General features: G+C 44.9%; 11 protein-coding genes. 7 read left to right on the top strand and 4 right to left on the bottom strand.

The annotated features are described in order from the left end of the window. Positions 1–3 precede the first annotated feature (3 nt). The 6 genes from DWB79_RS01175 to DWB79_RS01150 all read left to right on the top strand — a co-directional run bounded on the left by DWB79_RS01175 (position 4) and on the right by DWB79_RS01150 (position 6,005). Entirely contained in the window at positions 4–756 is a 753-nt protein-coding gene (locus DWB79_RS01175) for a lysophospholipid acyltransferase family protein (RefSeq protein ID WP_016522233.1), read from the top strand. A gap of 234 nt (positions 757–990) precedes the next feature. Further along, entirely contained in the window at positions 991–1,665 is a 675-nt protein-coding gene (locus DWB79_RS01170; RefSeq protein WP_016522232.1) for a DUF2259 domain-containing protein, read from the top strand. A 64-nt stretch (positions 1,666–1,729) separates the two neighbouring features. Beyond that, positions 1,730–2,383: a hypothetical protein gene (locus DWB79_RS01165; protein WP_016522231.1), complete on the top strand. Its 654-nt coding sequence runs from the start codon at positions 1,730–1,732 to the stop codon at positions 2,381–2,383. A 46-nt stretch (positions 2,384–2,429) separates the two neighbouring features. Next, positions 2,430–4,571, top strand: coding sequence for a methyl-accepting chemotaxis protein (locus DWB79_RS01160; RefSeq protein WP_016522230.1), 2,142 nt, complete (start codon positions 2,430–2,432; stop codon positions 4,569–4,571). Continuing rightward, positions 4,568–5,290, top strand: coding sequence for a YkgJ family cysteine cluster protein (locus tag DWB79_RS01155; protein ID WP_016522229.1), 723 nt, complete (start codon positions 4,568–4,570; stop codon positions 5,288–5,290). The genes DWB79_RS01160 and DWB79_RS01155 overlap by 4 nt, the downstream gene beginning before the upstream one ends. 22 nt (positions 5,291–5,312) lie before the next feature. After that, complete coding sequence (locus DWB79_RS01150) at positions 5,313–6,005, top strand: shikimate kinase (RefSeq protein ID WP_016522228.1); 693 nt, start codon at positions 5,313–5,315, stop codon at positions 6,003–6,005. Here the strand turns inward: DWB79_RS01150 and DWB79_RS01145 are convergent. Next, the gene (locus tag DWB79_RS01145; RefSeq protein WP_252722488.1) at positions 6,002–7,855 is read right to left on the bottom strand and encodes a hypothetical protein; all 1,854 of its coding nucleotides are present in this window, start codon (positions 7,853–7,855) and stop codon (positions 6,002–6,004) included. The two genes, DWB79_RS01150 and DWB79_RS01145, sit on opposite strands and share 4 nt — an antisense overlap. A 195-nt stretch (positions 7,856–8,050) precedes the next feature. Here DWB79_RS01145 and DWB79_RS01140 point away from each other — a divergent pair, with 195 nt between their 5' ends. After that, a complete protein-coding gene (locus DWB79_RS01140; RefSeq protein WP_016522226.1) occupies positions 8,051–10,138 on the top strand; it encodes a methyl-accepting chemotaxis protein in 2,088 nt (695 codons plus the stop codon). Between the two features lie 159 nt (positions 10,139–10,297). Here DWB79_RS01140 and DWB79_RS01135 read toward each other — a convergent pair whose 3' ends face one another. The 3 genes from DWB79_RS01135 to DWB79_RS01125 form a co-directional block, all read right to left on the bottom strand. Continuing rightward, positions 10,298–10,720, bottom strand: a complete 423-nt coding sequence (locus DWB79_RS01135) for an ATP synthase subunit K (RefSeq protein ID WP_006187911.1) — start codon at positions 10,718–10,720, stop codon at positions 10,298–10,300. 179 nt (positions 10,721–10,899) lie between these two features. Continuing rightward, a complete protein-coding gene (locus DWB79_RS01130) occupies positions 10,900–12,891 on the bottom strand; it encodes a V-type ATP synthase subunit I (RefSeq protein ID WP_016522225.1) in 1,992 nt (663 codons plus the stop codon). Continuing rightward, complete coding sequence (locus DWB79_RS01125) at positions 12,888–13,505, bottom strand: V-type ATP synthase subunit D (RefSeq protein WP_016522224.1); 618 nt, start codon at positions 13,503–13,505, stop codon at positions 12,888–12,890. Before DWB79_RS01125 ends, DWB79_RS01130 begins: the two co-directional genes overlap by 4 nt. Positions 13,506–13,518 lie beyond the last annotated feature (13 nt).

Below are 13,518 nucleotides of genomic sequence, written 5' to 3'. Positions count from 1 at the left end.
TCTATGCTTGGAATTTTTTGCCTATTATGCTGTATCAACGCTATAGCAGGATGGGCGTTATTAAACCGTATTGCTTATGCTGTACACCGGCCGTGGTGTAAAAAAATCAATGCGCATATTTCAACCGTTGTCGCTCACCGTATTTTTTCAATTTTTTCTACTTATTTAAATTTTCGCTTTAAAGGCGATTATGCTCTTGTACCGCAGCTGCCGGAACAGTATTTACTGATTTCCAACCATCAAAGCATCTTGGATATTGTTGTGTATATGAACTATCTTGGCGGAAAGCGGGTTCGGTTTGTTGCGAAAAAAGAACTTGCAGACCATGTACCATTGGTTTCTGTTATGCTCAAAAGCGATGGGCATTGCCTTGTGCGGCGTACCGGCAGTCCCAGTCAAGCGATGCAGGCAATGGATTCATTCGCGCAGCGGGTAGTGCGCAACAATTGGATACCGATTTTATTTCCCGAAGGTACACGGTCAAAGGATGGTAAAGTCGGGACTTTTCATTCGGCAGGATTCCGGCGGTTCTTATCTAAGGCTTCTATGCCGGTAGTTGTTGCTGCAGTTGACGGCGGATGGAATATTTCTTCGGTAACACGGCTTGCGACTAACCTGCGCGGAGGTGCATACCGCGTGAAAGTGCTTAAAATATATCCTGCCCCTACAACAAAAGAAGCTCAGTTAAAAGTTTTGGAAGAAAGTAAAGAACTGATACAAGAACAGCTTACACTCTGGCGGCAGCAGAATAGGTAACGCATCATTCACAATTAAAGAATTAAGAATTCTTAATTGTAAATTATCTATTTTTGCTTCTTTAATGTTGATTATCTAAGCCTCATCACCGGACGATTGCAGTATATACTATGCCTAACGCTCAACTAAACTTCTGTTTTTGATTTCCCTTTTTAAAGTTTGCATTTTATATTCCGATAAAGGTATAGTAGTATAGAAACGTAATTTACGGATTCTTCATGCGCAGGAGTTGTTATGCGGAAACTTTATATGATAATTATCATGGCGGTCTTTTCTGCTGCCGTTTATGCAGGAGATATTGCAAACTTTGTTAATTTAGGTTTTTCAGCTGATGGAACAAAGTTTGCATTCGGTCAGCACGGTTTACAGGATAAAACCTACCGTGCGTATGCTGAAATTTATGCTGTCGATGTAGGTGCCAATACCTTTCTCCCTAACGGTATTTTCAGGACATCTCCCTCAAAGCAAACGGAAGGCAAAGAGAGTAAAGCGACTTTCCTTGCACTGCAGAATAGAGCGCAGGTTTCACTGAGTAAATGGGGAATTTCCGAAACACGGCAGGGACGGGTTCTTTATGCGCAAACAGAAGCAACTGAAGGGAATCAAACACTATTCTTCCGTGACTTCCAAACCAGTGACGAGTATACGGTTGTACTGAACACAAAACAAAAATCAAAAACCGAAAGTTCATTCTATTTAACGGTGGAAAAAACAAAACCGAATGGAACCAAGGTAAAAAAAGAAGTCGGTCGTCCCGATTATGTCAGAAGCGGTGTTAAAAATTATGCCGTTAAAAAGATATTGATGGATGACACATCCCGCGCTATTATTTTTATCATCGAAAAAAAAGAATATTCCGCTGCGGGTGATTCCTTCCGCTATATGGTGGAGGCAACCTTAATCGAATAGGGTGTGCGGATAAAAGGCGGTTCCGCTATTTGATTTTTTATTTATTCGGTATATACTGGTAGCTATGAGTACTGATATACTGATAACAGACGATCGTTTAAATTTTTCGTTAAGCTTAGCTGATTTTTTACGAGTACAGGGGCAGCGTGTAATCGTTATTTCCGATGCCGAACGGACAAAAGAAAAAAAACCGGAGAATACGATAGGCCCTGTACTATTATGGAACCGCCAATCCGTATTTTCTCTTCAATCTTTACCGCTCCAATTTAAAACGTTACAGTTGAATATTGAAACTGCACTGCTGATCTTTGATGCACCTGCATATACCGAATTATATTCCAATACCGGTGTATTGCATGCCGACAAGATCGTTACCGAATTGATTACTGCAAATATACAGTTGGCCTATACGTTTATGCGGTATTTTATTCATAAAAAATCAGGAAAACTAATATTCGTACATCGAGATGTCTCTCCTTTATGCGGGAATATACCGGTTGCCGCTGCTTCCGGGGCATTTGTAAGGATGGCGGAGGCAAGTGTGGCAACGCTTGCACAGGAAGAAAATGCTCTTTTGCAAACAATGCTTGTTCGCCTTGAGGGAGAAGACAATGCGCTTTATACCGAATGGTTGGCTGCACAAATAAACCAGCCTGCGTTATCGCGTATGCCCGGCAAATGGATTAAAGCAGGGCAGCGAGGATTATTTGGAAAATAGGTTCCTTCATTTAAGTATTTTTTAATTGTTATTGAGGAGAGAAAAAATGGATACGAGAAAAAAGAATATGTCCCTGCGTACTAAAATTTTACTCGCCGGTGTCGTTACGTTGTGTATTTTAATAATATGCGCTTGTGCCATAATCGGTTTTCAAGTATATCAACTGAATATACGGCAATATGATCAAACTTCATCTCATCAGTTTTCGCTTATAGAGCAAATGATCGACTTGTTCATACAGAATAATAAAAATACGGTAAAAATGCTTGCAGACCATCCTACGGTACAGGCCGCCGATGAAACAATTAATAGCTATATAGCTGCAAAACAAGACGTTATCGTAAAAAATACGCAAAAAGGCAGTACGGAGCAGGAAATGGTAACGCTGTTTAAGCGCATTCATGGAAGTTATCCCGATACTGCGGAAGTATATTTCGGATCAAAATGGGGTGGCTATGCAACCTCTTGGGACGGGAGTATGAGCGCCGGTTATGATCCTCGGAAGCGTTCATGGTACCGACAAGCAGAAGCTGCCGACGGTGATACCATTGTAACACCCGCTTATATGTCAACAATAGGTGCGTCTGTTATCTGTTTTTCTCGGCGAGTATTATCACCGGCAAAAGAATTTATTGGATGTGTGAGTGTTGAGGTAAAACTTGAGCAACTTACTTCGTTTATTGATTCGATAAAGGTCGGCAAGACAGGATATGTAATGTTGTTTCAAAACGATGGTACTATTTTAGCTGATCCGATGCATCGGGATTTAGTGTTTACAAAACAGGATAATACAGGTAATGCATATCTAAAAATTTTCCAGAATGTCGGTATCGGAACGGAAGTTGTTACTATCGATAATGTGCAATGGCGGGTACGTGTCTTTTCAATCGATGAATTGGGCTGGAAAATAGCGATGTTGATGCAAAATAGTGAGATATTGGAAAGTTTTTACCGAATTGTTATTAGCATGGCTGCCGTTGGAACAGGGATGCTGATGATATTTTTCTGGCTTATTTTCTGGGTCTCCAGACGCCTAAAAGGGTATTTTCGAAAGTTGCAGCTCATCTTTACAAAAATGGCATCCGGCGATCTGACAGGGCGATTTTATATTAAGAAAAATGATGAAATAGGTCGTTTGATGATCGATTTTAATACGACAATGGATAAAGTTGCCGGTATGATTAATTCGCTTATCCATGAATCGAAGACGATGCAGCATGTGGGAGATGATCTTTACAATAATATGGCTGAAACGGCAAGTGCGATAAACGAAATTAGTGCAAATGTAGAAAGTATTAAACGGCAAGCGAAAACTCAAGCTTCAAGTGTTCAAAAAACGGGCAATGTTGTTGAAAACATTATTGAACAAATTCAAGAACTTGATACAGACATTACAGTACAAGCAAATGCCGTTACCCAGTCTTCCTCTGCAGTTGAAGAAATGGCTGCAAATATCGTTACTATTACGCAAACGCTTGAAAAGAATAATGATTTGATAAAAGAGATGTATTCGATGACCCGTGATGGGAAAAATGGCGCTAAGATGGCAAACTCGGTAGCTCAGCAAATAGCGGAACGCTCAGATGCTCTTTTGGAAGCGAGTGTGATCATTCAGAATATTGCAAGTCAGACAAACTTGCTCGCAATGAACGCTGCTATCGAAGCCGCACATGCGGGAGAAACCGGAAAAGGCTTTGCGGTTGTTGCCGATGAAATCCGTAAACTTGCGGAAGAATCAAATGAACAAGGAAAGCAAATCGGCGGTGTTCTGAAAGAGTCTATCGAAATCATTCGTACTCTGATAACTGCCGGTAACGGCGCCGAACAGACCTTTGATAAGGTATATGAACTTGCTACCCGAATTTCCGATCAGGAAGACTTTATTACACGTTCTATGCAAGATCAGATGAATGCGAATAAAGAAGTATTGAGTGCGATTAAAGATATCAATATTACCACTACTACGGTAAAAGCCGGTTCGTCGGAAATGCTTTCGGGCAGCGGAGAAGTTGCACGTGAGATGAATAAACTGGACGGATTGACTCAGGTTATTACCAACAGCATGGACGAAATGTCTGCCGGTACTATTCAAATAAATAATGCTGTGGTAGAAGTAAATGATCTGGTACAAAAAAATAAAGAGAGTATCGAGATATTAGCGAATAAGGTAAAAGAATTTACGGTATGATAAAAGAAGCAGAAAAATTTGCGGGTACTGTGATCTATAATCTTTTGATGGCAGTTGATTCGTTGTATAATGATATAGACGCAGATCAAAAAATATGGAAGGCAAAGAGTCCCATGCAGTGCCCTGACGGCTGCGGCAGCTGTTGCGTTCATTTTGAACCTGAAGTATACGAGGCGGAAGCCTTATATCTTGCAGCCTGGATGATGGAAAATCAAACTGAGCGGGCTGACCGTATTGCGGAAGCGGACAGTGATGCTTCTATCGGAGGAGACGGCTGTGTTCTGTTTGACCCTGAAAGCCCGTATCACTGCACAGTGTACGATGGTCGATGTCTGATATGCCGGTTATTCGGCTTTTCAGGTGATCATGGTAAAGACGGGTGTATCCGCTGGAAGCCATGCCGGTATATGGCACCTTCCGCAGTTGCCGGTAATGCAGCAAACGGAATTACCGGTACCCCTATCAACGGGACAGATATGGTGCAAGATGTCCAAACGGGGCATCAGTATGGGCAGGAAGAGATGATGCGGTTATTCGGAACTGTTCCGCCGTACATGGGCGCCGCTTCGTCAAGTCTTTTGGCACTGAACCCCGATGATACGCATCCTCGCCCGCTGCGGATTGCGCTCCCCGCTGCAATTAAAAAGCTGAAAATGTTATTGCGCTTTATCACGCCGCCCGAACCCGATTGTCCTTCACCGTGTCCGTTAAGCGCCTAGCGGTATCGATAGTCGTAAATCTATGATTCTTTTAGGACTGAGCCGTGCAGGAAAGACCTCTGTAGGGCAGAACCTTGCCGAACAGCTCGGCTGCTCCTTTTACGACACCGATGAGCTTATTCGTATCCGTACCGGTTTAACGCCGCGGGAGCTTTACCGTCAAACGGGTTTATCTGCTCTGCACGCTGCGGAAGCTGCCGCTTTGCGTGAATGCTGCGGTCTTAACTTTGCAGTAGGGGGGCTGTTGCCCACACCTGAGTTGCAGTTATCCACAGTCGAGCCGCAGCTATCCGCGTCCGAACCGTTACAGCAACCAATGCCTCTGCCGCTGCGAACCGACGGTGCTGCTGAGAACGGGCAGGGTACAGCAGCCGAAAACGGCGCTGTCATTGCGGCGGGCGGCGGCATCTGCGATAACGCCGAAGCATTTGCAATTGTTGCAGCGATACCGCTGCGGGTGTTCCTTTATGCAACGGAAGCGGTGCTTTTTGAACGCTTGACACATGATGCGCTGCAAACAGGCTATTATCCAGCATTTTTACACTTTCTGCCTGTGGCTCAAAAAGCGGAAGCTCAACAGCTGTTTACCGAATTGTATGTGCGCCGCACCGAACTGTACCGCAGAAGCTGCAACCTCATCATCGATACGACCGACTTGGATTGCGCTGCCGTTGCTCAGAAGATTGTAGCCTCATTATTCTGCGGACGCGGCTAAAAAGTAGCTGATACGTTTGCCGCTCGAATCTGATATCCCAGTTTGATGTCGAAATACGGTTTTTCATTTTTCACCGAAACTTCCAATTTGCCGGAGTGTATCTTTCCGATACCGTTCCGTTTAAAACTGACATATACGCCGCCGCCGTACACAGGACTTTGCAGGTATATGAAGCGCTCATTTTCGCTTTCTTCTTTCAGTATTGCTTGGGAAAATAAACCGTTGATACCGCAAAAAACGCCATTGGTAATGCAGAAATGACCATTTATATGGACAGCATACTTTTTTAAGATAAACGGATTAACGTTGTTATCCTGCAATTCGACCGAAGCTCCGGCAGCTGCTTTTTGGAACCATTGAACGCCGTTAAACCATTTCGGTTGGCTTATGCACGTTATTTCCGTTTTAATTGTATGCAGCTCATTGCGGTAATCCCAGCTTGCCTTCCAACGAATCACTTTATGTTTTACCTGTGTAATAAGCCCGCCGTTATGCAGCATTGTTCTATCTTCCATACTGAACCCATAGAGCGCGAACAGAGAGAAAAGACCGATCTTAAAGTGCGGCTGAATAAAAGCGGTAACTTGTTCGTTTTGCTGTTTTCCATCCCAGTTAACGGCACGCGCTCCGGTATAGCTGCCGCCGGTTCGTATACCCGCATACCGGTACCAAGCATCGATTTCGGCTTGTACCGCACCGGAAACGGTTTTGTCTGCCGCATAGCTGCAAAAACCGGTCGTTGAAAACGAGACAATCGGATGGGTAAAAACGGCATTAAGACCGAAAAGCGTGTGATAGCGCTGTCGTGTATATTCGCCGTTTATATCTAAGGATGTATTTGAAGTACCGGCCGGTTGACCCGCAGAAGCGCCTCCTCCTGCAGACTGTGCGGAAGATGTTTTTACCTCTCTAATCAATTCCGGCATAAAAGTAGTAAGGTATTGAACGGCAAAGTTGATATCAGCTTTCTTCTGATTCATACGCCAGCCGCCCATAATGCCGTAGCGCATCCGCTGCTTCTTTGGTTCGGGGCTTGCAAAAAAAACTCCGTTCCATCCGCTGCCGTATACTTCAATCCCATATTGAACAGCCTTCTTCGCACCCCCGATACCGATAAACTGTTCTCGAGGAAATTTGACTCCGCCGTAGCTTGCTTTTGTTTTTGAAAAGCCGGTAAAATGTGCCGCTTTTAAGAAACTGTCAAAGGTTAGGTTTCCTGCACCGAGAAATAGTGTCGGTATATTTTTTTCAGGAAAAGAGGATTGCAAGGCCGCAAGCGGATATAGTCCGACACCGAAATTCCTCACCGAAAGTTCAAAGTAGGGTACGGACATTGGTGATTCAAGCTGCAAATAGCCGATGTAGCCGTGTCCGCTTATTCCGGCAGAAATTCGGGCGCCTTTGTGAACGCTGTGTACATATCGGAAAAAATAGTCGTGTTTCGAGGCTGTCTCTTTCGAATTGGTATCAGCCGTATTGTTTTGCCGAATGTCCGATTCGGATGTCTCTTTGCCTGTCTGACGTTCGGTAGCTTTGTCCGTCTGTTGGGTAAGCGCTTTATCCGTTTGCTGCTCAGTTGATTCGCCCGTCTGTTGTCCGCCGCCTGTTTCCGATCCGGTTTCAGAAGCTTTATCGAAGTCGTATTCATCCTCCGTCTCGGTGTCGGAATCTTCATCGGTATCGTATTCCTCGCCGTTTTGTAGACCGAATATAAAACGGTCATTGGTTAGACGGTCAAAAAGCGATTGCTGTCCGTGGACTTGCATAGAAACGCATCCGAAGAGGGTAACAAACATACACAATAGGGTCGGCATACGCTTGATGCCGTAATAAAATCTTGTAAGGTTCATACCCTTTTTATGTGACATCAACGGCGTTTCGGCTAATAATTTTTATGCTTTTTGAAAAAAAGTTAAAAAATATGCGGATGCTGGGAGTTTTTGGATAATTGACATAATATATGTAGATAATGATAATAAACGTTACGCAATTAATAATCGTTCTACTGCCTTACGGCCATATTCGTTTTAGTGTGAGGAGAAGCTATGAAGAAACAACTCGGTTTGCAAAAAAGATTGATTATTATTTTTGCAATATTTATTGTTACGGTATCAATTTTGCAGACTGTTTTAGCTGGCAGTATTGTCAGACGGTCAATTACCGCAAAAGTAATGGAGCTATTGCAAAGCAAAGCAGTTACAACTGCTGAAAAAATCGATCATGAAATTGATAATCTTTCTTTCTGGTTAGAGGGTGTTGCCGATAGCCCCGTTCTGTTTGATGAAAGTTTAAGTATTCAAGACCGGTTGCGGGAGATTGACTTCCTGATTAAACGGCAGTCGTCTGTAAAGAACTATGGTATGGCAGGGATGGACGGGAACCTTATTCGTGCTGATGGTAGCAGTTTCTTTTGCGGAAATCAATCGTGGTACAGTACGGTTATGAGCGGGACACCGTTTTTGTCCGAGCCTTTTCAAGCAGGCAAGGATCTTTTTCTCATCTCGTATGCAATTCCCATGTATGACAAGGATAAGCGGATTACCGGTTTCTTTTCAATCGATATCGACGGTCAATATCTTTCCGATATTTGTAAAACAGTTACTGTCGGTACGAGCGGTTCCGTCTTTATAGTTGGAATTAGTAGGAACATTATCGGTGATACCGATTTTAGCCGTGTTACTGCAAAAACGTCTATCACTGAGGCTGCGACTGACGATAAAGATATGGCTTCGTTATCTGCTCTTGTCGAATCGGTTTTTAACTCAAACGATGTTGTAAGCGGTTCAGGTTCGTATAACGGCGAAACTCAATTTGTCGTAGGAAAGAAGATGGAGACCGGTTGGGTAGTGATGCTGCGTGCTCCTGCAAAAGAGTTTTTAAGCGATGTTCGTACATTAAACCGTTGGATGTATTTGATCGGGATAGCAATGCTAATTATTGCTGCTGTCGTAGTGTATTGGTTGTCGCACCGGATTATCGGGCCGATTGTACGTGTAGCCACTGCATTAAAAGATATTGCACAGGGAGAAGGCGATCTAACCGTCAGCTTACCGGTAACCGGTCTGGATGAAATTCGCAATCTTTCCGAGTATTTTAATGAAACAATCGGGAAGATTAGAACGGCAATTCAATCGGTTGATAAAAACGCCGGCGCAATGACAAAGATAGGCGACGAGCTTGCACAAAATATGTCCGAAACTGCCGGAGCGGCGAATGAGATTAGTACTCATATTGAGGATGTAAAACGAAAGATTTTTACGCAAGCTTCAAGTGTTACCGAAACTTCCGCGACCATCGAAGAAATTATCCAAACGATTAAACAGCTAAACGGCAGTATTGCAACTCAGGCTGCAAGCGTTGCGGAATCTTCTTCGGCGATTGAAGAAATGGTTGCCAATATCGCCTCGATTACCAAGACTTTGGAGCGAACCGATGAATCGATAAAGTCACTCGCCTCTGCTACTTCCGACGGAAAAGAAACGCTGCACAGCTCCAATGCCATTACGCAAAAAATTGCAGAAGAGTCGGGTAGCTTAATAGAGGCGAGTGGTGTTATTCAACACATTGCTAGTCAGACAAACCTGCTTGCAATGAATGCGGCAATCGAAGCTGCCCATGCCGGTGAGGCGGGAAAAGGTTTCGCGGTCGTCGCCGATGAGATCCGCAAGCTGGCCGAAGATTCGGCAACGCAGGGAAAAACTATTACAACGACGCTTAAACAGTTCGGTACGGAAATCGAAAGTCTTTCTGCTTCGGCTCATACCGTTGAAGAAAAATTCAATGTTATTTTTAATCTGTCGGAACAGGTTAAGATGATGAGTAATCAACTGACCGAGGCAATGCGCGAACAGGAAAATGCCAGTAGAGAAGTTCTTACTGCAATTAAGAATATCAATACGGTTACAGTTGAAGTTAACAGCGGTTCTTCGGAAATGCTGAAAGGCGGTGAAAAAGCTGCAAAGGAAATGGCGATACTTGACGACCTTACCCGTGTTATCACCGGCAGTATGGACGAAATGACCTCTGGTGCATCATATATCAATACATCTGTACAGGAAGTCAATCAAATCACCCAGCGTAATAAAGAGAGTATCGCCGGACTTGCTGCAGAAGTAAGCAAGTTTAAAGTGTAAAGCCCTAAAAGGTACTTACACCGGATATGTTTCTTTGAATGGTTGAATAGCCTATTTTATTATGCGGAGCTGTTAAAAAGAAATCTGATTATGGCTCACGAGTCATAAAATAAAAAAAACGGATTCCGGCAGAAGCCGAAATCCGTTTAAGCAGCACTGTTAGCAGTTAATCAGTCCGAAAACCATAACGAACAACGCGACGGTTTCGCAAAGACCGACGACAGTGATGTACTGACCGAAGCCTTTACCGGTTTCTGCAAGCGCATCAGAACCTGCTGCGGAAGCCTTGCCCTGTGCAATAGCGGAAGCTGCAATACCAAGACCGCACGCAACACCGACACCTAACAGGAACCACGGATCCGCTTTTGAAGTAAGCATTTTGTTCATCAGCAAGAAGCCGTAAATAGTCTGCGTGAGCGGGGCGCCTGCAAATGCGAGGAGGATGAAGGGAGCCGGTTTATTATTCAAATAACACCGCTTCCATGCTCCGATTGTGCCCTGTCCTGCGATAGCAAGCCCTAATGCCGATCCGAATGCCGAAATACCGAGTGCAGCTGCTGCACCAAACATACCAAAACTCATTGAAGTCCTCCAAGTTTATACTAGACCAGTTCGATAACTTCGTTGTCGAACTGGTCGACGAGTTCAAAATCGCACAGATAGCACGATTTTGAACATCACATTTCAAGGTAACCTGTTCTGAAACGGAAGTTTCCAAACAGGTTTAATCTATACGATAAGAAGTTGTTCTTCTTATTTAATTATTCCGCAAAAGGTTCGTATTTGAACCCTGCCCACGTTAACCCGACATGGTTTGAAAACTCTAAGGTATTAAGCCGCACTCCGTGTACGATGACCGAGAGTACGTTCATAATATAGTTTAAACCGTGTCCGAAGAATAACAGCAGCACACCCAAAAAGATGAGGAAGCTGCCGAGCGCCGGCCCCGCCATCTGGTTGACTGTCGCACTGATTGCAGAACCTGCAAGCCCGACTGCCCAAAGGCGGATATAGCTCATAATATCGGCAAAGACGTTTACCACCCCTAAGAACATCGTGATGATATTTTTAAGGCTGTCAACAATACTCTGCCCGATACCGGTTTGATAATTTGAAAAAATAAAGTTAAGCGCAAAGCCGCCGCCTACCGCAATCAGTACCGGTTGGTTAATCTGGTACCGCTCGGCGCTGACGACAAGGCTTAACACTACAACATACATTCCGCAGAGCATCGCAATGGAGCCAATGTGTCCCAGTATCTGTGGAGAACGGATATTCCGCACAATCGAGATGATATGCCCGATTGTCAGCTGAATAAGCCCGAGCGTAAAGCAGAACTGCATCAAGTTAGCATTCCTGATACTCTCCTCGGTCACATTCGAGATAGCCGGTATGGAGAGATTTTTCATCCATGCGGGGATGTACTCCACCGAGATGCCGAACCAGTTGCAGGTTGCAGTTCCCCAGATAACAGTTAGAACACCGAGGTAGAGGAACATCTGCATAGCGAGCGGAACGGGCTGCTCCTTCGCTTTTGCTTTGACGATTCCGATAAGCGACAAGATCACGAGGATACCGCCGTAGCCTGCGTCCCCAAAAATCATCGCAAAGAAGATACCGAAAAAGAGCAGGAACCAGAGCGAAATATCGGGTTCGCGGTAGCCCGGCACGGTACCGAGGAAGTCCGTCAACGGGGTAAGCAGCTGCACAAACCGGTTATGCCGCATTGCAGTCGGAACGGCATCTTCTTCAGCAGGATCATCTGAAATAAACGCCCAGCCGTTTGCCTTTGCAAGCCCTGCAAAATCAGCTTGTTTTTCAGCAAGGATATAACCGGAAAGCCGTGCAAGCCGTATCGGCTCTTTTTCGGCATTCCCGGCAGTACCGTTTGCAGCATTACCGGCACCGACCGCCGCAGTAGCTGCGTTGCCGGAAACGGCAGCAGCGGTATTACCCACATCAGACGCATTAACCGTTACGGAAGAACCGGCAGCTGCCGTATCTTCTTCAAGCGGAATGACTTCCATACCGGCACGGACGCTTTCAAACTCAATCTCTTTTGCAAGCTTTTTTGCCTCTGCCTTTAACGGTGCAAGCAGTTCAGTCCGTGCCCCAATCTTTGCTTTGAATGAGGGCAGCTGTTTTTGCAGCCGTTCCCTTTCGGTATGCATTGCCGAAAGCCGCATATCCGGTAAAATAAGCGGACTAAAATCGGACGGCAAATCGGCAGGAACATCTGCGGTTTCGGACACTATCGCAAAGCGGACTGTTTTTTTGCCGCCTGCAAGCCGTACCGTTTTAATCGTTTCAGGCAATGCTGTATATGACTTTTCCGGAAGCTCACCCATCGTCAAATAGATGCCATTTTCTTCAAAGCTGTGTATATCTTTGGGCTCAAAATCGCCCCAACCATTGTATGCTTCGATGTCGCCGGTCAGCTTATTGATTGCAGCCCGTGTATTTGATTCTTGGTCTTTGAGGTCAAGAATCTCGTCAACTGCCTGCAATAAGTCATTCCGGCTCAATGTGAGCGTTTCAGTCTGTGCTTTTTCAGCTTTTTTCGGCTGCGATTCGGTAATCAATGCTTCCGCTTGCTGTACTCTCGTGTATGTGTTTTGCAATTCCGTCAAGGTATCGCTTGAAGCGTTTTCCTTTTCGATATGCACCGCACCGAAGTTCCGCAGCGTTTTTAAAGCCGCCTTTTTCTGAGAATCCAGCACAAGGAGCGTCAGTTTTTTCATCGGTAAAATCATGCCGTTACCTCCTCAGAAGGAGCGTTCTTTTCCAAGTTTTTCTTGGAAATCTTCCCGCGCACAACCGCCGCTACCTGCTGATCTCCCAGATACACGGAAATTTTTTTGATGTTCCGCTTTGTTTCCGGTATCTTTACCTTTTCAAACAAGTTGACACGCTGCGTTGTGGTACGCAGTTCGTTGTTGAGCCGTGCAACCTGTTCATCGAGGATTTGGGCTTCAAGATCGAGCGATAAAACCCGCTCCATCCGGTCGCAGGCAATGTCGAGCCACAGCGGCGTTGTAAAAAGATCGTAGCTACTGCGTTCAAAGTCCGCCCCGGAAAACACCGGTATCGAAACACCGGCAATATTTCCCGTCGAAGTACGCACTTCTTTCACCTTGAGAATTTCAGGCGTAAAGATTCCCGCTTCGCCGAAGACGGCAATCCACTGCTCAAACTCCTTGTGCAGTGCGTCTCGGTTCAGCCGAACCTCTTTTGCATGCATCTCAATCGTGCGGATTTCGGTTTGCAGCTGCTGTTTTTTAAGCTGAAGCGTCGGCAAGTACCGCTGGAACATCTTGAGCGATTCTTTTTGATTTTTCAGCTCGTTTTTCGTCAGTTTAATAGCCATCGCTATTCCTCTA

This window comes from Treponema medium (assembly GCF_017161265.1).
GTDB lineage: Bacteria > Spirochaetota > Spirochaetia > Treponematales > Treponemataceae > Treponema > Treponema medium.
Note: the sequence above shows the minus strand (reverse complement) of the source record. Positions and strands in the feature narration are given on the sequence as shown.

What these genes read in the sequence shown, in the direction of transcription:
- DWB79_RS01175 (WP_016522233.1), top strand. Translation starts at nt 4, where the DNA reads ATGCTTGGAATTTTTTGCCTATTATGCTGTATCAACGCTATAGCAGGA.
- DWB79_RS01170 (WP_016522232.1), top strand. Translation starts at nt 991, where the DNA reads ATGCGGAAACTTTATATGATAATTATCATGGCGGTCTTTTCTGCTGCC.
- DWB79_RS01165 (WP_016522231.1), top strand. Translation starts at nt 1,730, where the DNA reads ATGAGTACTGATATACTGATAACAGACGATCGTTTAAATTTTTCGTTA.
- DWB79_RS01160 (WP_016522230.1), top strand. Translation starts at nt 2,430, where the DNA reads ATGGATACGAGAAAAAAGAATATGTCCCTGCGTACTAAAATTTTACTC.
- DWB79_RS01155 (WP_016522229.1), top strand. Translation starts at nt 4,568, where the DNA reads ATGATAAAAGAAGCAGAAAAATTTGCGGGTACTGTGATCTATAATCTT.
- DWB79_RS01150 (WP_016522228.1), top strand. Translation starts at nt 5,313, where the DNA reads ATGATTCTTTTAGGACTGAGCCGTGCAGGAAAGACCTCTGTAGGGCAG.
- DWB79_RS01145 (WP_252722488.1), bottom strand. Translation starts at nt 7,855, where the DNA reads ATGAACCTTACAAGATTTTATTACGGCATCAAGCGTATGCCGACCCTA.
- DWB79_RS01140 (WP_016522226.1), top strand. Translation starts at nt 8,051, where the DNA reads ATGAAGAAACAACTCGGTTTGCAAAAAAGATTGATTATTATTTTTGCA.
- DWB79_RS01135 (WP_006187911.1), bottom strand. Translation starts at nt 10,720, where the DNA reads ATGAGTTTTGGTATGTTTGGTGCAGCAGCTGCACTCGGTATTTCGGCA.
- DWB79_RS01130 (WP_016522225.1), bottom strand. Translation starts at nt 12,891, where the DNA reads ATGATTTTACCGATGAAAAAACTGACGCTCCTTGTGCTGGATTCTCAG.
- DWB79_RS01125 (WP_016522224.1), bottom strand. Translation starts at nt 13,505, where the DNA reads ATGGCTATTAAACTGACGAAAAACGAGCTGAAAAATCAAAAAGAATCG.